Consider the following 23,262-nt stretch of genomic DNA (forward strand, 5'->3'; position numbering starts at 1 on the left):
CGGTTCTCCGCCGGCGGGAACGGCCGGCTTCACGGTCCGCGCATTATAAAAGCAAAGGGAATGCGCGTTTTGCGCGTTTCCCCGGCGTCCGTCTGCAATGGGGTCGCATGACCTGCGTGCCGCATCAGCCGGTGACGGCACCCTTGTTCGCCGGGCGGGCGAGGGCCGCGTACTTGGCGAGCACGCCGCGCGTATAGCGCGGCGCCGGCTGCTTCCACGCGGCGCGCCGGCGCGCGAGCTCGGCGTCGTCGACGTTCAGCTGCAGCACGAGCCGGTGCGCATCGATCGTGATCGAGTCGCCTTCCTGCACGAGCGCGATCGTGCCGCCGACGAAGGCCTCGGGCGCGACGTGCCCGACCACCATCCCCCAGGTGCCGCCCGAGAAGCGGCCGTCGGTGATGAAGCCGACCGATTCGCCGAGCCCCTTGCCGATGATCGCCGACGTCGGCGCGAGCATTTCCGGCATGCCGGGGCCGCCCTGTGGACCGAGATAGCGCAGCACCAGCACGTCGCCTGCGCGGATCCGGTCGCCGAGGATCGCGTCCATCGCGCTTTGCTCGTCGTCGAACACGCGCGCCGGGCCCGTGATCACCGGGTTCTTCAGGCCGGTGATCTTCGCGACCGCACCGTCTTGCGCGAGGTTGCCCTTCAGGATCGCGAGATGCCCTTCCTTGTATAGCGCGCGGTCGATCGGGAAGATCACCTTCTGGTCCGCGCGCGGTACGCCCGGCACGTCCTTCAGCTCCTCGGCGATCGTGCGGCCGGTGATCGTCATGCAGTCGCCGTGCAGCAACCCCGCATCGAGCAGGATCCGCAGCACCTGCGGGATGCCGCCGGCCTGGTGCAGGTCGGTCGCCACGTACTGGCCCGACGGCTTCAGGTCGCAGATCACCGGCACGCGCTTGCGGATGCGCTCGAAGTCGTCGATCGTCCAGTCGATCTCGGCCGCGTGCGCGATCGCCAGATAGTGCAGCACCGCGTTGGTCGAGCCGCCGGTCGCCATGATCAGCGACACCGCGTTCTCGATCGACGCCTTCGTGATGATGTCGCGCGGCTTCAGGTCGCGCTTCACGGCCTCGACCAGCACGCGTGCCGATTCGGCGGCCGAGTCGACCTTCTCCTGATCGGGGTTCGCCATCGTCGACGAATACATCAGCGACATGCCGAGCGCCTCGAACGACGAGCTCATCGTGTTCGCGGTGTACATCCCGCCGCACGACCCCGACGTCGGACACGCGTTCTGCTCGACACCCTCGAAATCTTCCTGCGACATCCGGCCCGCGGTGAACTCGCCGACCGCCTCGAACGACGACACGATCGTCAGGTCGCGGCCCTTCCAGTGGCCGGGCCGGATCGTGCCGCCGTACACGTAGATGCCCGGCACGTTCAGGCGCGCGAGCGCGATCATCCCGCCCGGCATGTTCTTGTCGCAGCCGCCGACCACCACCACGCCGTCCATCCACTGGCCCTGCACGCAGGTCTCGATGCAGTCGGCGATCACTTCGCGCGACACGAGCGAATACTTCATGCCCTCGGTGCCCATCGACATGCCGTCCGAGATCGTCGGCGTGCCGAAGATCTGCGGGTTCGCATCGGCCGCCTTCACGGCCGCGACGGCCGCGTCCGACAGCCGCTGCAGGCCCGAGTTGCACGGCGTGATCGTCGAGTGGCCGTTCGCGATGCCGATCATCGGCTTGTCGAAATCGTCCTTCTGGTAGCCGAGGGCGTAATACATCGAGCGATTCGGCGAACGGGCCACGCCTTGCGTGATGTGCTTCGAGCGACGGTTGTACGGCATGGGGGACTCCATCGTTGTATTGGCGACTCCCGCGAACGGCGCGCCGGTTCGGATCAATCAAGAATGGAGTTTCCAGTTTGGAATGTCCAATATATTATTTGTCGATTATTAAGTCGTTTTGCGAATGAGTGAGACATGGCCGACCCGACGCCCGATCTGCGCCAGTGGCGCTATTTCGTGACCGTTGCCGACGAGCGCCATTTCGGCCGCGCGGCCGAGCGCCTGTCGATGACGCAGCCGCCGCTGTCGCAGGCGATCCGGGCGCTGGAGGAGGCGCTCGGCGTCGCGCTGTTCGCGCGTACCAAGCGCTCGGTCGCGCTGACGGCGGTCGGCGCGGCGCTGCTGCCCGACGTCCGCCGGCTGCTCGCGTCGGCTGACGCGCTGCCGCCGCTCGCGAGGCGTCTCGCGCGCGGCGAAGCCGGTTCGTTGTCGCTCGCGTTCGTGTCGACCGCCGATTACGGGCTGCTGCCGTCGCTGCTGCGCGCGTTCGGCGCGCGCTATCCGCACGTGCGGCTGCAGCTCGCTGAAGCGACGAGCGACGTGCAGATCGACGAACTCGTCGCCGGCCGCATCGACGCGGGGCTCGTGATTCCGCCGGTGCCGCCGCGCCACGCGGCGGGGCTGTCGTACCTGCCGGTCGTGCGCGAGCCGCTGGTGGTCGCGATGCCGGCGGCCGGGGCCCCCGGCGTGCCCGAAGACGAACCCGTGCATCTGGCCGAGCTGTCCGCGCTGCCGCTCGTCATCTTCCCGCGTCGTTTGGCGCCCGGCTTTTATGACATCATTACGGGCTGCTACGGCGCGGCGGGGGAAACCCCGCGCATCGGCCAGGAGGCAATCCAGATGCAGACGATCGTCAGCCTCGTATCGGCCGGCATGGGCGTCGCACTGGTGCCGCAGTCGTTGCGTAACCTGCGGCGCACCGGCGTGGTCTATCGGCCGCTCGCCGGCGACGCACCGGTCGTCGAGACTGGCCTCGTGTGGCGCACGGGCGATGTCAGCCCGGTGCTCGCCGGCTTCATCGACGTCGTGCGCGCGCACGGTCTTGCCGCATGATGCGAACGATGGCGCGCCAGCGCCGTCCAATGCGCGGTGCGGCGCCTGTGCGAGCGCCGTACCGCATTCGAAAACTTCATCGCTAACCCATGATCATTCACCCGAATTTCGACCCCGTAGCGATCCATCTCGGGCCGCTGGCCGTGCGCTGGTACGGCCTCATGTATCTCGTCGGCTTCATCGCGGCGATCGTCGTCGGCCGGATCCGCCTGAAGCTGCCGTACGTCGCCGCGCAGGGCTGGACCGCCAAGGACATCGACGACATGATGTTCTACGGCGTGCTCGGCACCGTGCTCGGTGGCCGGCTCGGCTACGTGCTGTTCTACAAGGCCGACTTCTACTTCTCGCATCCACTCGACGTGTTCAAGGTGTGGGAAGGCGGAATGTCCTTCCACGGCGGCTTCCTCGGCGTGACGCTCGCGATGGCCCTGTTCGCGTGGCAGCGCAAGCGTCACTGGCTGCAGGTCACCGATTTCGTCGCGCCGATGGTGCCGACGGGGCTCGCGGCCGGGCGGCTCGGCAACTTCATCAACGGCGAGCTGTGGGGCCGCGTGACCGATCCGAGCGCGCCGTGGGCGATGCTGTTCCCGGGTGCGATGCGTGACGACGCGGCGTGGCTGCCGAGGCATCCGGCGCTCGTCGAGAAGTGGCATCTCGCCGACGTGTTCATGCAGTACCAGATGTTGCCGCGCCATCCTTCGCAGCTCTACGAAATCGCACTCGAAGGCATTGCGCTGTTCTTCGTGCTCTTCTTCTTCTCGCGCAAGCCGCGGCCGATGGGCGCGATATCCGCGCTATTCCTGATCGGCTACGGGCTCGCGCGCTTCACGGTTGAATTCGCGCGTGAACCGGACGACTTCCTCGGCCTGCTTGCCCTCGGCCTGTCGATGGGGCAGTGGCTGTCGCTGCCGATGATTCTCGCGGGCATCGCGCTGCTGGTGTGGGCGTACCGTCGCCGCGCGGCGAGCGTGGCGGCGTGATGTTGCCGCGTCATGCGGTTGCGTCACGCGCGGGCTGTGTGACGCATGACGCGTGATGCGTGATGCGATGCGGATGCGCACGATCGGCGTGCGCATCGATCGCAGGCTCTCGAACGAAAAACGCCGGCCCGAAGGCCGGCGTTTTCGCATCTGCCGTGCGTTGCGCGACTTGCGTTACTTCATCTGCACCGAGCCGTTGACCGTGACCGATACGGTCGCCTTGCCGCCTTCGACCGAGATCGGCGCGCTCATCTTCGCGCTGTCCGTCGGTGCCGCGGCCATCGCCAGCATGCGCGGGTACGGCTGCACGTTGCGGCTGCCGCCGACGTTCACGTCGCGGATCGAGTAGCTGTTGTAGCCGAAGGCCTTCGCGGCTTCGTCCGCGCGCGCGCGGAACGACTTGATCGCTTCGGTCGTGAGCTTCTGCTCGGCCGTGCGCTGTGCTTCGGGCGACAGCGAGAACTCGACGTTCGCGACCTGCATCTGGTTCGACAGCTGGCCCGCGAGCTTGGACGCCGCCGCGAAATCGCGCGATTCGAGCACGACTTCGGTACGGCCGCGCCATGCGGAGATCTTGCCGTCGCGATCGGTGCTCGGATACACGGAGAACGCACCGGTGTGCGCGGTGACGCCCGATACGCCCTTCGCCTGCGCGAGCGCCGCGTCGGCCCGCTGGTTGAGCGCGGACGTCAGGCTGCCCGGGTCCTTCGCCTGCTGTTCGTAGAACAGCGTGATGTGGATGATGTCCTGCGGCACGTCGGCGCTGGCCTGCGACGACAGCGACAGTACGCCCGCCGGTTCCGGAAAGTGCGGGTTCGCGGTCTGCGCGTGCGCGGCTGGTGACGCGAGCGTCAGCGCGACGGGCACGGCGGCGGCGAGGGCGAGCGACAGCGCGAGTGCGGATTTCTTGGTCATTGTTGGACTCCTTGTGCGAGGGCGCGCATGCGGGTCACGCGTGCGCGACGCGGGCGTACCGCGCGACGAAAAAACGGCCGTCGTCCCGATCGGGCGACAGCGGTTGCTTAGGCCGCACGAACGCGTCGCGAGTTCCGTGGCGGCGGCGCGTCTTGACGGGATTTGACCTTTGCCGTGTGTTTGTTGTGCGTGCCGCGACTGCGTGTGCCTACTTCATCAGCCTTTCGGTGATGAAGCGCCACTCGGCGCGCGTGACGGGCGTGATCGACAGCCGATTGCCGCGTGCGAGCACGCGCATGTCGGCGAGTTCGTCATGCTCGCGCAATGCGGCGAGCGGCACGAGCGGCGACTTCTTCACGAAGCGCACGTCGACGAGCAGCCAGCGCGGTGCTTCCTGCGTCGACTTCGGATCGTAATACGGGCTTTTCGGATCGAACTGGGTGGGGTCGGGGTAGGGCGTCGACGAGACTTCGGCGAGGCCCGCGATGCCCGGCTCAGGGCAGCTCGAGTGATAGAACAGCACGCCGTCGCCGATCTTCATCGTGTCGCGCATGAAATTGCGCGCCTGATAGTTGCGCACGCCGGTCCATGGCAGCGAGTGCTGCGGTGCGTGCGCGAGATCGTCGATGCTTGCTTCGTCCGGTTCGGACTTCATCAGCCAGTATTGCATGGATCGTAATCGACGCAGAAAGGGCTGCTACAAAAGGAAACGGCATCGGGGATCCCCGATGCCGTTGGATAGGCCCCCGCCTTGGCCGCTAGGCCGGCATCCTGAACCTGGGGTTCAGAATTGGTCGCAGTTAGCAGCACTTCGGGTACATCAGACAGAGTGACGCGCGCGCCCGTGCTACAAATTTCCGCAACCGTGCACATGGCATTGGTTCAAGGAATATATGACCTTGGCGAACCAGGCAGGGAAGCTGACTGAACTGTGTTTCGTTGCGCCAATTTGACCACCGTTGATCGCCGAGATCAAGGGGAATCGACGCATCGATCAAACGTTACTGCGTCTCGTGCTGTGCGAGCACCGCGCCGAGCTGTTCGTTCATCTGATGCATTGTACGACGGATTTCTTCCGCCGGAAATGCTTCACCGTGACGCACGCTCGTTTGCAGTCGCAGCAATTCGGATGCGAGCGACAGTGCCGCCATCACCGCGATACGGTCGGTGCCGCGCACCGAACTGTTCGCGCGGATCTTCGACATTTCAGCGTCGACGCGTGCGACGGCCTCGAGCAGCGCCGCTTCGGTCTCGGCCGAACAGGCGAGCCGATAGGGCTGGCCGAGAATCGAGACTTCGATCTGCTTGGTGCTCATGCATGTTCTCCGTGGCTGGCCGCGTCGTCGCCATCCGTGCGCGCCTGCGCATCCAGCAGGTCGAGCTGGTTGTCGGCTTGCTCTGCGTTCTTCGTGCGCGGCAGCTTTTCGAGAATCGCGTTCAGTTTGACCTGAGCGTCGTCGATCTTTGCCGACAGCGTGTCGCGCTCGGCCGCGAGCGCATTGCGTTCGTCGCGCAGTTGCGCGAGTTCCGCGCGGACCGTGTCCGCTTCCGCGCGCATTTGCGCGACTTGCTCCTCGAGCGCGAGCCGTTCCGCGTGATAGCGCTTGTTCAGCGAGATCAGACGGCCAATATTTTGAGATAAGGTTTCGAGTTCGTTGAGCATTTGCTGCGTCCTCTAAAGACCCAGCATTTTAGCGCGGAATAACGCGCATTCCGACATCTGTAACGTTTCCAGTCGTAACACCCCGGCTTCTTGCCGCGAATACGCGGCTCCGGCGTGCTCCCGGCATACGTCCGGCCGTTTTCTTGACGCTTGCGCGACCCGCTCCTAAACTGGCGCCGCCTCGGTGCTCGCGCGCGTGTCGCGCGGTTAAACGGGAAGCAGGGCGCGTGCTCCGCATGGAGATCGCCAACCTGCGCTGCCCCCGCAACGGTAAGCGGCCGCGTCGGACGACGCAGGCCGGCTCGGGCGCGTTTCGCGTGCAGGTCGCACGCGGGCGCGGGCCACTGCGCGTGATACGCGCGGGAAGGCGAGCCGGTACGCCGCCAGCCCGGATACCGGCCGAGGCGGGGAGCCTGTACGGCTTCATGACGCGCGGCCTGCGGGGACGCGGGGCGCGCAGTGCTTCACGGGACTTGTCTTCGATGCTGACCCCAATCGTCCGCACGGCCTCCGGCGCACGCCGCGGCGCGCCGCATCTCGCCGTCGCGCACACTGCGGCGGCGGCTGGTTCGCCCGGATCGGCGGCGACGCAGGCCGTTGCGATGCCGGCACCTGTCGCGCCGCGCGCCGCCGCGCCGTCGCCGCCGGAAGTCGCGGTCGCCGCGCCGAATATGCCTGACGGCGACGCAATCGCGATGCCGATCGACCCGATGCGGCGGCTTCCACTATATTGCGCAGAATGTCGGCCGCACGCAGGTGCGGCTCGATGGATCGTGGCCGTGTCACGCCGGTGCGACCGACGTTCGGCTGGCCGAACGCTTGCGGGACGCGATCGGCCAAACGCGGGAATCGGGGTACCGATCGTGGTGCGCGCTCTAGTGCGCCCCCGGCCGTACGTCACTCGCTTTGCCGCACATGGGCATGGCATCCGAGCCGCGCGCGCGATGACATCACCGGGTCGCTGGTCGTCCGTGCACGCATCAACAACCTGTTCGACGAGGATGACGAGCTTGCGTAAGCCTGCAACACGCCATAGCGCGACGCGGCTGCCGCGCCCGGCCGGCAACGATGGTCAGCGGAAGCATCGCGCGTCGTGCGCGATGCCGTGCGGCGCATGAGCGCCGCGCGTGCCACCGCGATCTGGCTAGCGCTCGCGGCCGTGGTCGCGTTGCTGTTCGTCGCATCGCTGTCGATCGGCAGCGTGCCGATGTCACCGTGGCAGGCGCTCGCGTCGCTCGTGCCGCACGGCGGCGACGCACTGTTCGCCGACATCGTGCGCACGCTCCGGCTGCCGCGTGCGCTCGCGGGGTTCGCGTGCGGCGCGCTGCTTGCGCTGGCCGGTGCGCTGCTGCAGGTGCTGCTGCGCAATCCGCTCGCAGAGCCGTATGTGCTCGGCGTGTCCGGCGGCGCGGCCGGCTTCGCGCTCGTCACGATGATCGCGGGCGGCGCGTGGTGGCTCGTCGATGCGTCCGCGTTCGCCGGCGCGCTCGTTTCCGTCGCGCTCGTGCTCGGGCTTGCTCGCCGCGAGCTGTGGCGCGGCGACTCGCGCGATGCGTCGCCGCGGCTGCTGCTCACGGGTGTCGTGATCGCGGCCGGGTGGGGCGCGCTCGTCACGCTGCTGCTGTCGCTCGCGCCCGATGCGCGACTGCGCGGCATCATCTTCTGGCTGACGGGCGACCTGAACGGCGTGACGGCGCCGTGGTTCGCATGGGGCGCGCTGCTGGTGGCCGCATGCGTCGCGCTGCCGGCCGCGCCGCAGCTCAACGTGCTGCTGCGCGGCGACGCGACCGCACTCGCGCTCGGTGTGCCGGTCGAGCGAGTTCGCGTGCGGATCTACCTCGTCGCGTCGCTGGCCGCCGCGGCCGCGGTGACGACGGCCGGCACGATCGGCTTCGTCGGCCTCGTCGTGCCGCATGCGTTGCGGCTCGCATTCGGAAACGACCAGCGCATGCTGCTGCCCGCCGCGATGCTCGCGGGCGGCGGCGGCGTGATGGCTGCCGACCTGCTCGCGCGCACGGCGATCGCACCCGCGCAATTGCCGGTCGGCGTGATGACCGCGTTGATCGGCGTGCCGGTGTTCCTGTGGATGTTGCTGAGGAGACCGATGCGATGACGCACGCCGCACCGCACACTGCCGGCGACATGACCTACGCAGCGATCGATCTCACGCTGAAGGCCGGCGAACGGACGCTGCTCGACGGCTTCACGCAGGCGTTCCGTTCCGGCGAGATCTGGTGCGTCGCGGGGCCGAACGGCGCGGGCAAGACGACGCTGCTCGCGACACTCGCGGGCCTGCAGCGACCGGCCGGCGGCCACGTCGAGATCGACGGCCGGCCGCTCGCCGCATGGCCGCCCGAACAGCTCGCACGGCGCCGCGCGCTGATGCCGCAGCAATTGCACGATGCGTTCAGCGCGACGGTATTCGACACGGTGCTGCTCAACCGCTTCCCGTATCTCGGCGGCTGGGGATGGGAGCGCGACGGCGACCGCGCGGCCGCGCGCGACGCGCTCGCGACGTTCGGGCTGACCGCACTCGCGTCGCGCGACGTGCTGTCGCTGTCGGGCGGCGAGCGGCAGCGCGTCGCGCTGGCCGCGACGCTGTGCCAGGACGCGCCGCTGATGCTGCTCGACGAACCGCTCGCCCATCTTGACCTGCATCACCAGATCGACGGCCTGACCGCGCTGAGCGCATGGCTCGACGGGGGCCCGCGCACGGTACTGTTCTCATGCCACGACCTGAATCTCGCGCGGCGTTTCGCGACGCACGCGCTGTTGCTCGACGGTCGCGGCCATGCGTGGGCGGGCCCCGTGCACGATGTCCTGACGCCGGCGCGCGCGAGCGACGCGTTCGGCTACCCGCTCGTGCTGATCCGCGAGAACGGCCGCGACGCGCTGCTGCCTGCGTGGCCCGAGCGACGATGAACTTCATTCTTTCGATGCGCGGCACCGGCCGCGCCAACAAGGCAACCTTCCGATGACGAATCCGACCGACTTCCCGCCCGCAATCGCGCCGCTCGACGACACGCTGCGAAAGCGCCTGCAGCATGTGATCGATCACAAGACCAAGCCGCCCGGCAGCCTCGGCCAGCTCGAGGCTCTCGCGCTGCAGATCGGCCTGATCCAGCGCACCGAGAAGCCGCACGTACAGCGTCCGGTGACGATCGTGTTCGCCGGCGACCACGGGATCGCGGCCGAGGGCGTGAGCCCGTATCCGCAGGCGGTCACCGCGCAGATGGTCGCGAACTTCCTGGGCGGCGGCGCGGCGATCAATGCGTTCTCGGGCGTCGCGCAGAGCGTGCTCGAGATCGTCGATGCGGGCGTCGCGTCGCCGCTGCCGGTGTCCGACCGGCTCGTGTCGCTGCCCGTCGCGCGCGGCACGCGCAACTTCGCGGTTGAACCGGCGATGACGCCCGACGAAGCGAAGACGGCGCTCGCCGCCGGTGCGGCGCGCGTGCGCCTGCACGCCTCGCTAGGCACGAACGTGATCGGCTTCGGCGAAATGGGGATCGCGAACACGTCGTCGGCCGCGTGCCTGATGAGCCGTCTGCTCGATGTGCCGATCGACGCGTGCGTCGGGCGCGGCACGGGCCTCGACGACCAGGGGCTCGCGCACAAGCGCGCGGTGCTCGGCCGCGCGCTCGTCCGGCATTCGCACGCGATCGCGCCGCTCGATGTGCTCGCGACGTTCGGCGGTTTCGAGATCGCGATGATGACGGGCGCGTATCTCGCGGCCGCGAGCGAGCGGATGACGATCCTCGTCGACGGCTTCATCGCGACGGCCGCGCTGCTGGTCGCCGAGCGCATCGCGCCCGGCGTGCGCGACTACTGCGTGTTCTCGCACGCGTCGCACGAGGCCGGGCACCGGCGCATGCTCGAGCATTTCGGCGCGAAGCCGCTGCTCGCGCTCGACCTGCGCCTCGGCGAAGGCACGGGCGCCGCGCTCGCGCTGCCGCTGGTGCGCGCGGCGGTCGCGTTCCTCACCGAGATGGCGAGCTTCGAATCCGCCGGCGTAGACAATCGTGACGCCTGAGCGCGCGAGCGGTGTACGCGCCGAACTGCGCTATTTCTTTGTCGCGCTCGGCTATTTCACGCGCGTGCCGGTGCCGCGCGCGATCGGCTACGCAGCCGGCGATCTCGATCAGGCCGCACGTTACTTTCCGTTGGTCGGCGCGTGCGTCGGCGCGTGGGGCGCGCTCGTTTATCTCGCGACACTGCGCGTGTTGCCCGCGTCGATCGCGGTCGGCCTGTCGATGGCCGCGACGCTGCTCGCGACCGGCGCGTTCCACGAGGATGGCCTGGCCGACAGCTGCGATGCGTTCGGCGGCGGCTACGCGCGAGACGACGTGCTGCGCATCATGCACGATTCGCGCATCGGCACGTTCGGCGCGGTCGCGCTCGTGATCGCGCTAGGCCTGAAATGGCAGGCGCTCGCGGCCATGCCGCCGCTGCGCGCCGCGTGGACGATGATCGCCGCGCATGCGGCGAGCCGCGCGGGGGCCGTGAGCCTGCTGATGTCGCTCGACTATGTCCGGCCGGAAGGCAAGGCGAAACCGGTCGCGCAACGCATGGGCGCGCGCGCGGCCTGGATCGCGGCCGCATTCGGGCTGCCGTGGCTGTTCTGGCCGGACTGGCGCGCGGGTCTCGCGGCTCTCGTCTCGCTCGTGCTCGTGCGCGCATGGGCGGCCCGCTATTTCGTGAAGCGGATCGGCGGTTATACGGGCGACTGCCTCGGCTTCGCGCAGCAGTTGAGCGAGCTGGCGATTTATCTCGTGGTGCTCGGATGGATCTCGTACTGATTCGCCATCCGGCCGTCGATGTCGAACCGGGCGTTTGCTACGGACGCAGCGACGTGCCGCTCGCCGCCTCGGCCGAGGCGGGGGCGCGGGCCGTGCGCGAGCGTCTGGCGGCGCTCGGGGCGCCGTTGCCCGAGCAGGTATGGACGAGCCCGCTGACACGGTGCACGTCGGTCGCCGAGCGGCTCGCACAGACGTTCGACGTGCCGCTGCGGCGCGATGCCGGCTGGCAGGAAATGGACTTCGGCGCGTGGGAGCTGCGGCGCTGGGACGATATCGACCGCGCGGCGCTCGATGCATGGGCGGCCGACCTGATGCATGCCTGCGCGCATGGCGGCGAAAGCGTCGCACGGTTCGCCGCGCGCGTCGCACGGATCGCGGACGCGGTCGCGCGGACCGACGCGCCGCAATGGGCGCTCACGCATGCGGGCGTGATTCGCGCATTCGCGTCGCATGCGTTGCGCGTGCCGCTCGATACGCTGCTGTCGCGACCGGTGCCGACGGGCGGCGTCGTCTGGTTGCGGACGGAGGATGCTGCGCGCACATGGGAAGTCGTCCACTGGGACGAATAGGCTAGCGCTTGCTCGTCTGACGCGCGCAAGGGCATCGAGGCCCGACGTCAGCGCGCCGGCCGCCGCGCCCGTGCGGCGTCGAGATCCTCGCACAGCGCGGCCGCGCCTTGCGCGATGCGCGGCGACGGCCGGGTCAGCAAATCGCCGTCGATCGCGAACAGGTTGTTGCGCGCCACGGCCGTCAGCGCGGGCCACGCACGCCAGCGCGCGAGGCTCGGCAGCGGTGCGTCCGAACGTGTCGCGCCGGCACTCGTCGTCACGATCGCTTCCGGATTCGCCGCAAGCACGGCCTCGTCGGTGACGGTCGGCGCGAGCGGCTTCAGCGCCGCGAACACGTTGCGACCACCGCACAGCGTGATGACTTCGTTGAACAGATGCGCGCCGTTGAGCGTCGTCAACGGGCGATCCCAAACCTGGAAGAACATCGTGACGGGCGGGCGCGCCGCGTAACGCGCGCGCAGCGCGGCGATATCATGCGAGAACGATGCCGCGGCCGCGTCGGCGACCGGTTCCGTGCCGAGCAGCGTGCCGAGCCGGCGCAGCGACGTGGCCACGTCGTCGAGATGTTTCGGTTCACTGAAGAACAGCGGAATGTGCAGTGCACGCAGCGCGTCGGTTTGCCGTTCGGCGTTGCCGTGTCGCCAGACGACGATCAGGTCGGGCTTCAGCGCGGCGATTCGTTCGAGGTCGAGCGCCTTGTTGTCGCCGACACGCGGCACGGCCTGCGCGGCGGGCGGGTAGTCGCTGTACGTGACCGTGCCGACCAGTTTCGTACCGCCGCCGGCCGCGTAGACCAGCTCGGTCGCATGCGGCGCGAGGCTGATCACGCGTTGCGCCGGCGCGGGCAGCGCGACCGTATTACCGGCATCGTCGCGGGTCGTCACGTCCGCGTGAGCGAAGGGCGCGTGCGCGAGCGCGACCAGCGACGCGAGGGCCGGCAACCGGCGGAACAGGCAGGCGTTCATGCGGATGCCTGGGACACCGTCGGGACGCACTGCGAGAGTGCGTCGGCGACGCGCCGCCATTCGGCTTCGCTGCCCGGCAAGCCGACGCGCACGCTCGACGGTCGTGCAAAGTACCGCGTCCAGATCCCGTGTGCGGCGAGCGCCGCGTGCAGCGCGGCCGCGCGCGGATCGTCGGTCCAGCTGAACAGCGGCGTCGCGTGCACCGCGAAGCCGTGCGTGCGCAGCAGCGCGGCGAGGCGCTGGCCGTCGGCCGCGAGCCGCGCGCGCGCGGCGGCCTGCCATGCGCGATCGGCGAACGCGGCGGCGACCGCGTGACGCGCGGGGCCGCTCACGGTCCATGCGCCGAGCATGTCGCGCAGCGCGGCGACCCGCTCGGGACAGGCGAGCACGAAGCCGGCTCGAATGCCGGCGAGTCCGAAGAACTTGCCGACCGAGCGCAGCACGACGAGGTCCGGACGATCGGTGAACTGCGCGAGCGATGGCGTGGCGCCCGTATCCGCGAATGCCTCGTCGACGATCAACGTGCCGCCGCGTGCCGACAGCTGAGCATGCCAGCCGAGCAACCGTTCGGCCGGAACGCATTCGGCGGTCGGATTATTCGGATTCCCGACGATGGCGTGGCGTAGCGTTGCGGGCAGCACGTCCGCGTCGATGTCGAGCGGGACGACGCGATGGCCGTGGCGCGCGAATGCAGGTGCGTATTCGCCGTACGCGAGCGCAGCGACGCCGGCGTCGCCAGTCGGCAGCAGCGCGGGCAACGCGCGGATCGCGGCCTGGCTGCCGGCGACCGGCAGCACGTGCGCGGCATCGGGTGCGCCGTAGTAGCCGGCCGCGCATGCGGCGAGCGTATCGCCGTCGTCGGGCAGCCGGCGCCATGCGTCGGCCGGGACCGGCGGCACCGGATAGCCGACCGGATTGATGCCGGTCGACAGGTCGAGCCAGGCGTCGTATGGAGTGCCGTGGCGGCGCACGGCTTCGTGCAGGTTGCCGCCGTGCGGGATGCGTGCGTCAGACATGATGGGTAGCGAGAATGAGTGCGCCGCTCGCGACGAGCAGCGCGAGCCACAGCGCGAGCGTGCGCGTGACGAGCGACAGCGCGGCGACGACGTGCACGGCCGTCGCCGGCGCGCCGGTGCCGAGCGCGGGACGGTCTTCGATTTCGCCATGATAGACGGCCGGGCCGCCGAGCTGCACGTTCAGGCTGCCGGCGCCGGCAGCCATCACGGGGCCTGCGTTCGGGCTGTCCCAGTGGCGCGCCTGCGTGCGCCAGCAGCGCCACGCGGCGGCCGTGTCGCCGAGCAGCGCGTAGCTCGCGGCGGTGAGGCGTGCGGGAACCCAGTTGAGCGCGTCGTCGAGGCGCGCGGCGGCCCAGCCGAACGTCAGGAAGCGCGGTGTGCGGTAGCCCCACATCGCGTCGAGCGTGTTCGCGAGCCGGAACAGCAGCGCGCCGGGGCCGCCCGCGACGACGAACCAGAAGAGTGCGCCGAAGATCGCGTCGTTGCCGTTCTCGAGCGCCGATTCGACGGCCGCGCGCGATAGTGCGCCTTCGTCGGCTTCGCTCGTGTCGCGCGAGACGATGCGTGCGGTCAGCGCGCGCGCGGCGTCGAGGTCGTGCCGCAGCAGCGCGGCGGCGATCGGTGCGACATGGTCGGCGAGGCTTTTCGCGCCGAGCGCGAACCACAGCAGCGCGACGTGCAGCGCGGCCGCGAGCGGCCAGGGCAGCACGGCCGCGAGCCACGCGGCGACGGCCACCGGCGGCACCACCGCCGCGAGCCATGCGGCGACGCCGACCATGCGGCCGCGCCGGCCCGTGTTCAGCGCGCCTTCGATACGCGCGGCGAGCCGGCCGAACGCGACGAGCGGATGCCAGCCGGCCGGTTCGCCGACGATGCGATCGACGATCGCGGCCGCGACCGCGAGCATCGCGACGACCGGCAGCGACAGCATCAGCATGACGGCGCTCCGGCCTTGAGTTCGAGCGGCAGCCCGGCGACCAGCAGCGTCACGCGCGTCGCGAGCGCGGCGATGCGCTGGTTCAGGCGCCCGAGTTCGTCGACGTAGCGGCGCGTAACCGACCCGAGCGGCACGACGCCGAGCCCGATTTCGTTGCTGACGACAATCACCTTCGCGCGCGCCCCGCACAACGCGTGCTCGAGCCGCTCGACCTGCGCCGCATACTGCGCATCGTCGAGCGGTTCGCCGTCGAGCGGGCACAGCAGGTTCGTGAGCCAAAGCGTCAGACAGTCGACGAGCAGGCACGCGCGCGGATCGTCGAGCCGCGCGAGCGTGCCGGCGAGGTCGACGGGCGCGTCGGCGAAGCCCCAGTCGGCCGGCCGGCGCGCGCGGTGATGCGCGATGCGCCGTTCGAATTCGGCATCGGCGGCCGTCGCGGCCGCGGTCGCGATATAGGTGACGGGGCGGCCGCTGTCGGCGGCGAGCCGCTCGGCGTGCGCGCTCTTGCCCGAGCGCGCGCCGCCGAGGACGAAGGTGAGGTCGTGCGGAATCATCGCGTGATTGTAACGGCGCACGCGTGGCGGCGCGGGCGATAATGCGGCCTTCGCTTCGCCACGACCTTGCATACGATGAACGCACCCGAACCGCAGCCGCGCGGCACGTTGATGATCCAGGGCACGACGTCCGACGCGGGCAAGAGCACGCTCGTCGCGGGCCTGTGCCGCCTCGCGCGTCGCGCGGGCGCGCGCGTCGCGCCGTTCAAGCCGCAGAACATGGCGCTGAACAGCGCGGTGACGGCCGATGGCGGCGAGATCGGCCGCGCGCAGGCGTTGCAGGCACTTGCCGCGGGTGTCTTGCCACATACCGATTTCAACCCGGTGCTGCTGAAGCCGACGAGCGATCGCGGCGCGCAGGTGATCATCCACGGCAAGGCGCGCATGAACCTCGATGCGCGTGCGTACCATGACTACAAGCCGGTTGCGTTCGATGCGGTGCTCGAGTCGTACGCGCGGCTGCGTGCCGGCTACGACACGGTGCTCGTCGAAGGCGCGGGCAGCCCGGCCGAAATCAACCTGCGCGAAGGCGATATCGCGAACATGGGCTTCGCCGAACGCGTGGACTGCCCGGTCGTGCTGGTGGCCGACATCGACCGCGGCGGCGTGTTCGCGCACCTGGTCGGCACGCTCGCGTGCCTGTCGGACAGCGAGCGCGCGCGCGTGCGCGGCTTCGTGATCAACCGCTTTCGCGGCGACATCAAGCTGCTCGAACCGGGCCTCGACTGGCTGCGCGCGCAGACGGGCAAGCCGGTGTTCGGCGTGCTCCCGTACCTGCACGGGTTGATGCTCGACGCGGAAGACATGCTGCCATCGCAGGCGCGCAGCGCCGCCGCCTTGCGCGGCGACGCCGGCGTGCTGCGCGTGGTGGTGCCCGCGCTGCCGCGGATCAGCAACCATACCGATTTCGATCCGCTGCGCGCGCATCCGCAGGTCGAGTTCACGTACTGGAAGAGCGGCCCGGTGCCCGATGCCGACCTGCTGATCCTGCCCGGCTCGAAAAGCGTGCAGCGCGATCTCGCGTGGTTGCGCGACGCGGGCTGGGACGCGCTGATCCGCCGGCACCTGCGCTATGGCGGCAAGGTGATCGGCATCTGCGGCGGCATGCAGATGCTCGGCCGCACACTGGACGATCCGCTCGGCCTCGAAGGCGCGCCCGGCAGCATGCCGGGGCTCGGGCTGCTCGACTTCGACACGACGCTGCAGCCGGACAAGACGCTGAAGAACGTGACCGGGCATCTCGCGCTGCCCGGCGCGGCCGCCGTGCACGGCTATGAGATCCATATGGGCGACACGCGCGGCCCTGCGCTCGCGTCGCCCGCGCTGGAACTGGCGGCGGGCGACGCACCGGGCGGCGTGCGCACGGACGGCGCACGGTCGGCCGACGGGCAGATCCTCGCGACCTACGTGCACGGGCTGTTCGACGCGCCCGACGCGTGTGCGGCACTCCTCGCGTGGGCGGGGCTCGACGGGGCGGCGCGCATCGACTACCCGGCGCTGCGCGAGGCGTCGCTGGAGCGGCTGGCCGATTCGTTCGCCGAGCATCTCGACCTGCGCGCGCTGTACGCGGAGTTTCGCTGACGCAGGGCGTGCCTGGCCTGGCATTTTGCGGCGGAGCGTGTACAACTCAGATGGGCGGAGGTCCGCCGAAGGAGCGCGACGATGAAGGCTCGATGGTGGTTGGGCATGCTGCTCGCGGCGCTGCTGGGCGCGTCGGCGGTGGCGCATGCGTGCGACTCGTACGCGCCGGGCGGCGGCCCGGCCGGTTCGGGTGACGCCGCGCAAGGCAAAAGCGGCGGCTGACGTTCATAGCCAGTACGGGCGGCGGGGCATGATCGGTCATGCCCCTTTTTACGCCGCCATTCGTTCCTGCGGGGAATCAGTTAAAGCCGTATCGCGTGTTTATTGGCCGAATTGATTCGAATAGAGTGCGATCCATTCTCATCCACTCATGAAGGAATTCGCCATGACCCCGCATCGCCTGAACGATCTCGGCGCGACGCTGCTGCGCGTCGCACTCGGTGTGCTGTACCTCGCGCACGTCGCGCAGAAGGTGTTCGTCTTCACGCTGCCCGGCACCGCGCAGTTCTTCGCGTCGATCGGCCTGCCGGGCTGGCTCGCGTATGTGACGACGTTCGTCGAACTGGCCGGCGGCCTTGCGCTGCTCGCGGGCTTCCGCGTGCGTATCGCCGCGCTGGTGCTGCTGCCGTTCATGCTCGGCGCGGTGTCCGCGCATCTGCCCAACGGCTGGAGCTTCGCGTCGCCGAACGGCGGCTGGGAATATCCGGCGTTCTGGGCCGTCACGCTGGCCGTGCAGGCGCTGCTGGGCGGCGGCGCATTCGCGCTCGGCGCACCGCGCGCCGCGGCGCGAACCGCTTGAAAGGGGGCGCGCATCGGCGCAACCCGTTCCGGTGACACCCCGTTTGCCGATATCATCGCTCCCTGTATCCGCAATCGAGCGGCGCCTGCCAGGCGGCAGGTGCCGCGCGGCTTTTTCGGGGGAATTCATGACGGTCATCGTGGTGGCAAATCCGAAGGGCGGCGTGGGGAAAAGCACGCTGTCCACCAATCTTGCCGGCTATTTCGCGGCGCAGGGCGCATGGGTCGCGCTCGCCGATCTGGATCGGCAGCAGTCCGCGCATGCGTGGCTCGACCTGCGGCCGGCCGGCCTGCCGGCGATCGAGGCGTGGAGTCTCGATCCGGACGCGCCGTCGAAGCCGCCGCGCGGCCTCGAATATGCGGTGATCGACACGCCGGCCGGCCTGCACGGCAACCGGCTCAACGTCGCGCTGCAGCTCGCCGACAAGGTGATCGTGCCGTTGCAGCCGTCGATGTTCGATATTCTCGCGACCCAGCAGTTTCTGGAGCGCCTCGCCGGCGAAAAGGCCGTGCGCAAGGGCAGCGTCGAGGTCGGGATCGTCGGGATGCGGGTGGACGCGCGCACGCGCTCGTCCGACCAATTGCACCGTTTCGTCGAAGGGCTCGGGCTGCCGGTGCTCGGCTACGTGCGCGACACGCAGAACTACGTGCAGATCGCCGCGCACGGCCTGACGCTGTGGGACGTCGCGAAAAGCCGCGTCGAGAAGGATCTCGAACAGTGGCGGCCGATCGTCGAATGGGCCGAGCGTCGCGCGCCGAAAGCGGAGAAGGTCGCCAAGGCGTCTTGATCGCCGATGGCCGAATACCGGCGAGGCCAGATGCGGCAGGATGAATGAAGAAGGGCCTGATCCGGCATCGTGACGGATCAGGCCCTTCCTCTTCCTGCATATGCGACTGCGCGGCAGCGATCCGGCGCGTCGCGACACGCCGGCCGCGGCGTGGATCAGGTCCAGTTCTGCGTCGGCACGTGATCGCGGTGGCCCTTGATCTTGTTGCCTTCGTCGATGAACACGAGCTTCGGCTTCCAGCCGGCCTGCAGCTCGGCTTCATCGACCATCGCGAACGCCGCGATGATCACGAGGTCGCCGAGTTGCGCGCGGCGAGCGGCCGAGCCGTTCAGCGAAATCATCCCGCTGCCGCGCTCGCCCTTGATCGCGTACGTCGAGAAGCGCTCGCCGTTGTTGATGTTCCAGATGTCGATCCGTTCGTTTTCGATGAGGCCCGCCGCTTCGAGCAGGTCTTCGTCGATCGCGCACGAGCCTTCGTAATGCAGCTCGCAGTGCGTGACGGCCGCGCGGTGGATCTTCGATTTGAGCATATGGCGCTGCATGGTATCTCCGTGATGCGTGAGAGGCGAGGGCGGGCGGCCCGTCAGATTTCCAGGTTGTCGATCAGGCGCGTCGCGCCGAGTTTCGCGGCCGCGAGCACGACGAGCGGCTCGCCGGCTTCGAGTTCGGCGGCGCTCGGCGCGATCAGGTTCGCGCGGCGGCGGATCGAGATGTAGTCGGGCGCCCAGCCGCGCTCGGCCAGGTGCGCGCGCGCGGTCTGCTCGAGCCTGCCGAGGTCGCGTTCGCCGCCGAGCACGCTGTCGCGCACGCGCTGCAGCGTCTTCGCGAGTTCGGGCGCTTCCTTGCGCTCGTCGGTCGTCAGGTAGCGGTTGCGCGACGACAGCGCGAGGCCGTCCTCGTCACGCACGGTCTCGGCCGCGACGATGTCGACCGGCAGCGCAAGCTGCTGGCACATCCGGCGCACGATCATCAGCTGCTGGTAGTCCTTCTTGCCGAACACGGCGACGCGCGGCTGCACGCACGACATCAGCTTCGTGACGACCGTGCACACGCCGGCAAAGAAGCCCGGGCGAAACTCGCCCTCGAGAATCCCGCCGAGATCGTCGGGCGGCAGCACGCGGTACTCCTGCGGCTCCGGATACATGTCGCGCTCGGTCGGCGCGAACAGCACGTAGACGTTTTCCTTCTGCAGCTTCTCGATGTCGTCCTGGAGCGTGCGCGGATATTTGTCGAAATCCTCGTTCGGGCCGAACTGCAGCCGGTTGACGAAGATGCTCGCCACGACCGGGTCGCCGTGCTGGCGCGCGAGGCGCATCAGCGACAGGTGACCGTCGTGCAGGTTGCCCATCGTCGGCACGAACGCCGTGCGGTTCTGTCCGCGCAACTGGTCGCGCAGTTCCTGGATCGAGCTGATGACTTTCATGATCGGGTAGCGGGTTCCTCGCGCAGGCGCGCGTTGGCGCCGCAACAGCGGCGTCGGGGTCGAAGCGGAGAACGCCGGCGCGCGGGCGGCGCATCGGGCGTCGGCGGATTGTAGAGGATTTGGCCGCCGGGCGCATCGAAAAAAGTACGATCGTTCACTTTTTGATTGGGCGCACCGCGAGCGAGCCGCGCCGGCGGGCCCGGCGGCAGGATGCGGTGCATTTCGGTGTGCGGGGTGGCGCGGGCGCAGCGGCGCGCCTTACGCGGGCAGGTACGCGAGGCGCACGTAGATCGGCGCGAACGGTTCGGCCTGCGTGATCTCGACGAGCGATTCGCGCGCGAGTTCGAGCATCGCGATGAAGTTCACGACGACGACCGGCACGCCGCGCGACGTGTCGAACAGGTCGGCGAACTCCATGAAGCGTGCGTTTTGCAGCCGGCGCAGGATCAGGCTCATGTGTTCGCGCACCGACAACTCCTCGCGGGAGATCTTGTGGTGCTGGACGAGCTTCGCGCGCTTGAGCACGTCGGCCCATGCGGCGCGCAGGTCGTCCGAATCGACGTCCGGAAAGCGCGGCGTGATGCTCTGCTCGATGTAGACCTCGGCGCGCAGGAAGTCGCGGCCGAGCTGCGGCAGCTGGTCGAGGCGTTGCGCGGCGAGCTTCATCTGCTCGTACTCGAGCAGGCGGCGTACGAGTTCCGCGCGCGGATCCTCGGCTTCCTCGCCGGTATCGGCCTTCTTGACCGGCAGCAGCATTCGCGACTTGATCTCGATCAGCATCGCGGCCATCAGCAGGTATTCGGCCGCCAGCTCGAGGTTCGACGTGCGGATCTGGTCGACGTAGCCCAGATATTGCGCGGTGACCTGCGCCATCGGGATGTCGAGCACGTTGAAGTTCTGCTTGCGGATCAGGTACAGCAGCAGGTCGAGCGGGCCTTCGAACGTCTCGAGGAACACCTCGAGCGCATCGGGCGGGATGTAGAGATCCTGCGGCAGCTTGAAGAGCGGCTCGCCGTACAGACGTGCGAACGCCGCGACACCGTCAACCGTGTCGGGCGTCGAATCGGCGCCCGCGGGCGCGGCAATCGCGTCGTCCTGCCGGGCGGCGCTGGCCTCGTCGGCGGCGCTCACGTCGTCAGAAGTTCTGGTAGTAGACGTAGGACGTTTGCTTCACGCGCGATTCCTGCTGCTCGGCGCGCTCGTCGAGGTCGATCGGCTGCTTGTCCCACAACAGCGAACGGCCCTTGCGCTGCTCTTCTTCGAGCGTCGGCTTCTGTTGCTTGAGCTGGTTCAGGAATTGCGTGACGTCGGACTGGTACGGCATGGCTTGGCTTTCCGTTTCGGGCGGCGCACGACGCGCCGGGTTCGCGATGGCGGGATTTTACCGCATCGCGGGGAACAGCCGGCGGCAATCGCGCGTCGAATCCGCTGGCCGACACCCGCGGCCCGACCAGCCGGGCCCGCGCGCGCTTCGTTGCGTCCTGGCGTCAAAGCGGTACCCGTGCGGGCAGAGCCGCCGCCCTGTGGTCAAATACGGGGTTTTCCACACAATCACGACAACCGAGGACGAGGTCATATTTGGCGGGTCAGGTGAACCAGCAGGCACATACGGCGCATGAGGCGAGCCCGCGCGCGGCGCGTCACCGCGGTCGTCGCGCGCGGCGCGGCGCCGGTGCGGCGGCCCGGGCAGCCCTCGTGGGCTGTCTCGCCGCGTTCGTGGTGCTGCCGGCTTACGCGAAGTACGACGTCGACATCGACGCGCCGCGCGCGATCCGCAAGCTCCTCGAGGCCCATCTCGACATCGCGCGCTTCGCCAAGCGCGACGACATCAGCGACGACCAGTTCGACTTCCTCGTGACCGCCACGCCGCAGCAGGTGCGCGACCTGACCGCGACGGCCGGCTATTTCTCGCCGGTCGTGCGCACCGACGTGCGCACGCGCGACGGCAAGCACGACGTGCGCGTCGCCGTCGATCCGGGGCCGCAGACCGTCGTGTCGACGGTCGATCTGGCATTCAAGGGCCCGGTCGGCACCGAGGATCCGAAGCAGGAGGCCGCGACCCGCTTCGCGTTCTCGCTGAAGCCGGGCGACCCGTTCACGCAGTCCGACTGGGACGGTGCGAAGGGGGCGGCGCTCAGGCAGTTGCAGTCGCGCCGCTACCTGGGCGCGAAGATCGCGTCGTCGGAGGCGCGCGTCGATCCACGCACGCAGCGCGCGACGCTGGCCGTCACGTTCGACAGCGGCCCGACGTTTACGATCGGCAAGGTCGACGTCGACGGCGTGCGCCGCTATCCGGAAAAGATCGTCACGAACGTCAATCCGCTGTCGGAAGGCGAGATCTACGACGTGCAGCGGATCGCCGAGCTGCAGCGGCAGTTGCAGAACACGCCGTACTACGCGAGCGTCGCGATCGACGTCGGCGACGATACGGCGAAGCCCGAGCGCACGCCCGTGCACGTGAAGGTCAGCGAGTTTCCGTACAACAACATCCGCGGCGGTGTCGGCTATGCGACCGATACGGGCCCGCACGTGCAGGGCTCCTACACGTATCTCGACACATTCGGCGCCGCCTGGCCGCTCACCGTGTCGGGCCGGCTCGACCAGATCCAGCAGTACGGCCAGGTCCAGCTGTCGATGCCGCCGGGCGAGAAAGGATGGACCAACAGCGTGCTCGCGTCGTACACGAACACCAACGTGTCGGACACGCGCATCTACAGCGCGCGGGTCGGCGTGCAGCGGACACGCACTGGTCAGTTCATCGACTACGCGTACTCGCTGATGTTCTACCAGGACCGGCTCGACCAGAACGGCGCCGGCCCGACCACGAGCCGCGCGCTGGTGCCGCAATGGGCATGGACGCGCCGCAACGTCGACGATCCGCTGTTCCCGCGCTCGGGCAACCTGATTCACGCGGAGGCCGGCTTCGCGATCAAGGGCGTGCTGACCGATCAGACCTTCATCCGCGGTTACGCGCGCGGCCAGCAGTACGTGCCGGTCGGCAAGCGCGACTTGTTCGTGTTCCGCGCGGAGCTCGGCGGCGTGTTCACGAGCGGCAGCTCGAGCGGCGTGCCGGCGTCGCTGCTGTTTCGCGCGGGCGGCTCGAATTCGGTGCGCGGCTATGGCTACCAGAGCATCGGCAACAGCGTCGACGGCTCCGTCCTGCCGACCAAGTACCTGATGACGGGCACCGCCGAATACCAGCACTGGTTCAACCGCGACTGGGGCGCCGCGACCTTCTTCGACATCGGCACCGCGACCGATGCGTGGGGCGAGCGCGTGTTCTACCCGGGCGTCGGCATCGGCGCGCGCTGGCGCAGCCCGGTCGGCCCGATCAACGTCGACGTCGCGTACGGACTGCGCAACCACAGCGTGCGCCCGTACCTGACGCTCGGCATCGCTTTCTGACCTTGTTGCACGAGCCACGAC

Annotated in this window: 25 protein-coding genes, 1 other RNA gene and 1 riboswitch; of the genes, 12 read left to right on the plus strand and 14 right to left on the minus strand. The window is 69.1% G+C overall.

Features of this window, described 5'->3' with window-relative positions; genetic code table 11:
* Positions 1–124: 124 nt before the first annotated feature.
* Complete coding sequence (ilvD, locus tag WS66_RS16815; RefSeq protein WP_059603812.1) at positions 125–1,798, minus strand: dihydroxy-acid dehydratase; 1,674 nt, start codon at positions 1,796–1,798, stop codon at positions 125–127.
* A 135-nt stretch (positions 1,799–1,933) separates the two neighbouring features.
* Here ilvD and WS66_RS16820 point away from each other — a divergent pair, with 135 nt between their 5' ends.
* Both WS66_RS16820 and lgt read left to right on the plus strand, forming a co-directional pair.
* Positions 1,934–2,851 carry a LysR substrate-binding domain-containing protein gene (locus WS66_RS16820; protein WP_059603809.1) on the plus strand — a complete coding sequence of 306 codons (918 nt, stop codon included), beginning with the start codon at positions 1,934–1,936 and terminating at the stop codon, positions 2,849–2,851.
* Between the two features lie 89 nt (positions 2,852–2,940).
* Positions 2,941–3,831 carry a prolipoprotein diacylglyceryl transferase gene (gene lgt, locus WS66_RS16825; protein WP_059603806.1) on the plus strand — a complete coding sequence of 297 codons (891 nt, stop codon included), beginning with the start codon at positions 2,941–2,943 and terminating at the stop codon, positions 3,829–3,831.
* Positions 3,832–4,005: 174 nt separating this feature from the next.
* On the opposite strand, the gene WS66_RS16830 is transcribed toward lgt, so the two are convergent.
* The 5 genes from WS66_RS16830 to WS66_RS16850 all read right to left on the minus strand — a co-directional run bounded on the left by WS66_RS16830 (position 4,006) and on the right by WS66_RS16850 (position 6,409).
* Positions 4,006–4,746: an SIMPL domain-containing protein gene (locus WS66_RS16830; protein WP_059603803.1), complete on the minus strand. Its 741-nt coding sequence runs from the start codon at positions 4,744–4,746 to the stop codon at positions 4,006–4,008.
* A gap of 208 nt (positions 4,747–4,954) precedes the next feature.
* The gene (locus WS66_RS16835) at positions 4,955–5,416 is read right to left on the minus strand and encodes an EVE domain-containing protein (protein ID WP_059603800.1); all 462 of its coding nucleotides are present in this window, start codon (positions 5,414–5,416) and stop codon (positions 4,955–4,957) included.
* Positions 5,417–5,485: 69 nt separating this feature from the next.
* Positions 5,486–5,667, minus strand: a non-coding RNA gene (ssrS, locus tag WS66_RS16840) — 6S RNA.
* An 80-nt stretch (positions 5,668–5,747) separates the two neighbouring features.
* On the minus strand, positions 5,748–6,062 hold the full coding sequence (locus WS66_RS16845) for a cell division protein ZapA (protein WP_011885730.1): 315 nt from the start codon (positions 6,060–6,062) through the stop codon (positions 5,748–5,750).
* The gene (locus tag WS66_RS16850) at positions 6,059–6,409 is read right to left on the minus strand and encodes a hypothetical protein (protein ID WP_059603797.1); all 351 of its coding nucleotides are present in this window, start codon (positions 6,407–6,409) and stop codon (positions 6,059–6,061) included. Before WS66_RS16850 ends, WS66_RS16845 begins: the two co-directional genes overlap by 4 nt.
* 165 nt (positions 6,410–6,574) lie before the next feature.
* A riboswitch (cobalamin riboswitch) is annotated at positions 6,575–6,827 on the plus strand.
* 696 nt (positions 6,828–7,523) lie between these two features.
* On the opposite strand from WS66_RS16850, the gene WS66_RS16855 reads away from it, so the two are divergent.
* From WS66_RS16855 to cobC, 5 genes are read left to right on the plus strand one after another with little or no spacing between them, the layout of a single operon-like run.
* Positions 7,524–8,522 carry a FecCD family ABC transporter permease gene (locus WS66_RS16855; RefSeq protein ID WP_059604006.1) on the plus strand — a complete coding sequence of 333 codons (999 nt, stop codon included), beginning with the start codon at positions 7,524–7,526 and terminating at the stop codon, positions 8,520–8,522.
* Positions 8,519–9,331, plus strand: coding sequence for an ABC transporter ATP-binding protein (locus tag WS66_RS16860; protein ID WP_059603794.1), 813 nt, complete (start codon positions 8,519–8,521; stop codon positions 9,329–9,331). Before WS66_RS16855 ends, WS66_RS16860 begins: the two co-directional genes overlap by 4 nt.
* A gap of 52 nt (positions 9,332–9,383) precedes the next feature.
* The gene (gene cobT, locus WS66_RS16865) at positions 9,384–10,439 is read left to right on the plus strand and encodes a nicotinate-nucleotide--dimethylbenzimidazole phosphoribosyltransferase (protein ID WP_059603791.1); all 1,056 of its coding nucleotides are present in this window, start codon (positions 9,384–9,386) and stop codon (positions 10,437–10,439) included.
* A complete protein-coding gene (locus WS66_RS16870; RefSeq protein ID WP_059603788.1) occupies positions 10,429–11,205 on the plus strand; it encodes an adenosylcobinamide-GDP ribazoletransferase in 777 nt (258 codons plus the stop codon). The genes cobT and WS66_RS16870 overlap by 11 nt, the downstream gene beginning before the upstream one ends.
* The gene (gene cobC, locus WS66_RS16875) at positions 11,190–11,774 is read left to right on the plus strand and encodes an alpha-ribazole phosphatase (RefSeq protein WP_059603785.1); all 585 of its coding nucleotides are present in this window, start codon (positions 11,190–11,192) and stop codon (positions 11,772–11,774) included. Before WS66_RS16870 ends, cobC begins: the two co-directional genes overlap by 16 nt.
* Before the next feature lie 47 nt (positions 11,775–11,821).
* Here the strand turns inward: cobC and WS66_RS16880 are convergent, their stop codons facing one another.
* Genes WS66_RS16880 through cobU form a run of 4 tightly spaced genes read right to left on the minus strand, consistent with a single transcriptional unit; the run spans position 11,822 to position 15,246 of the window.
* Positions 11,822–12,739, minus strand: coding sequence for a cobalamin-binding protein (locus WS66_RS16880; protein WP_059603782.1), 918 nt, complete (start codon positions 12,737–12,739; stop codon positions 11,822–11,824).
* Entirely contained in the window at positions 12,736–13,755 is a 1,020-nt protein-coding gene (gene cobD / locus WS66_RS16885) for a threonine-phosphate decarboxylase CobD (protein WP_059603779.1), read from the minus strand. Before cobD ends, WS66_RS16880 begins: the two co-directional genes overlap by 4 nt.
* The gene (gene cbiB / locus WS66_RS16890; protein ID WP_059603777.1) at positions 13,748–14,692 is read right to left on the minus strand and encodes an adenosylcobinamide-phosphate synthase CbiB; all 945 of its coding nucleotides are present in this window, start codon (positions 14,690–14,692) and stop codon (positions 13,748–13,750) included. Before cbiB ends, cobD begins: the two co-directional genes overlap by 8 nt.
* Entirely contained in the window at positions 14,686–15,246 is a 561-nt protein-coding gene (cobU, locus tag WS66_RS16895; protein ID WP_059604003.1) for a bifunctional adenosylcobinamide kinase/adenosylcobinamide-phosphate guanylyltransferase, read from the minus strand. The genes cbiB and cobU overlap by 7 nt, the downstream gene beginning before the upstream one ends.
* A 75-nt stretch (positions 15,247–15,321) precedes the next feature.
* Here cobU and WS66_RS16900 point away from each other — a divergent pair, with 75 nt between their 5' ends.
* The 4 genes from WS66_RS16900 (at position 15,322) to WS66_RS16910 (ending at position 18,413) form a co-directional block, all read left to right on the plus strand.
* Entirely contained in the window at positions 15,322–16,827 is a 1,506-nt protein-coding gene (locus tag WS66_RS16900; RefSeq protein ID WP_059603775.1) for a cobyric acid synthase, read from the plus strand.
* Positions 16,828–16,908: 81 nt separating this feature from the next.
* Positions 16,909–17,049: a hypothetical protein gene (locus WS66_RS34095; RefSeq protein ID WP_170296487.1), complete on the plus strand. Its 141-nt coding sequence runs from the start codon at positions 16,909–16,911 to the stop codon at positions 17,047–17,049.
* A gap of 163 nt (positions 17,050–17,212) precedes the next feature.
* Positions 17,213–17,626 (plus strand): DoxX family protein, encoded by a 414-nt coding sequence (locus WS66_RS16905; RefSeq protein WP_059604000.1) that lies wholly within the window; start codon positions 17,213–17,215, stop codon positions 17,624–17,626.
* A gap of 127 nt (positions 17,627–17,753) precedes the next feature.
* On the plus strand, positions 17,754–18,413 hold the full coding sequence (locus tag WS66_RS16910; protein WP_059603772.1) for a ParA family protein: 660 nt from the start codon (positions 17,754–17,756) through the stop codon (positions 18,411–18,413).
* 155 nt (positions 18,414–18,568) lie between these two features.
* On the opposite strand, the gene panD is transcribed toward WS66_RS16910, so the two are convergent.
* The 4 genes from panD to WS66_RS16930 all read right to left on the minus strand — a co-directional run bounded on the left by panD (position 18,569) and on the right by WS66_RS16930 (position 21,160).
* Complete coding sequence (gene panD / locus WS66_RS16915) at positions 18,569–18,955, minus strand: aspartate 1-decarboxylase (RefSeq protein WP_006484038.1); 387 nt, start codon at positions 18,953–18,955, stop codon at positions 18,569–18,571.
* 41 nt (positions 18,956–18,996) lie between these two features.
* The gene (gene panC / locus WS66_RS16920) at positions 18,997–19,836 is read right to left on the minus strand and encodes a pantoate--beta-alanine ligase (RefSeq protein ID WP_059603768.1); all 840 of its coding nucleotides are present in this window, start codon (positions 19,834–19,836) and stop codon (positions 18,997–18,999) included.
* 258 nt (positions 19,837–20,094) lie between these two features.
* Complete coding sequence (locus WS66_RS16925) at positions 20,095–20,967, minus strand: segregation and condensation protein A (RefSeq protein ID WP_059527573.1); 873 nt, start codon at positions 20,965–20,967, stop codon at positions 20,095–20,097.
* A 4-nt stretch (positions 20,968–20,971) separates the two neighbouring features.
* Positions 20,972–21,160, minus strand: coding sequence for a DUF3460 family protein (locus WS66_RS16930; protein WP_044849219.1), 189 nt, complete (start codon positions 21,158–21,160; stop codon positions 20,972–20,974).
* Between the two features lie 254 nt (positions 21,161–21,414).
* On the opposite strand from WS66_RS16930, the gene WS66_RS16935 reads away from it, so the two are divergent.
* Entirely contained in the window at positions 21,415–23,241 is a 1,827-nt protein-coding gene (locus WS66_RS16935; protein WP_059603766.1) for an autotransporter assembly complex protein TamA, read from the plus strand.
* Positions 23,242–23,262: the final 21 nt, after the last annotated feature.

The organism is Burkholderia sp. LA-2-3-30-S1-D2 (assembly GCF_001523915.2).
Lineage (GTDB): Bacteria > Pseudomonadota > Gammaproteobacteria > Burkholderiales > Burkholderiaceae > Burkholderia > Burkholderia diffusa.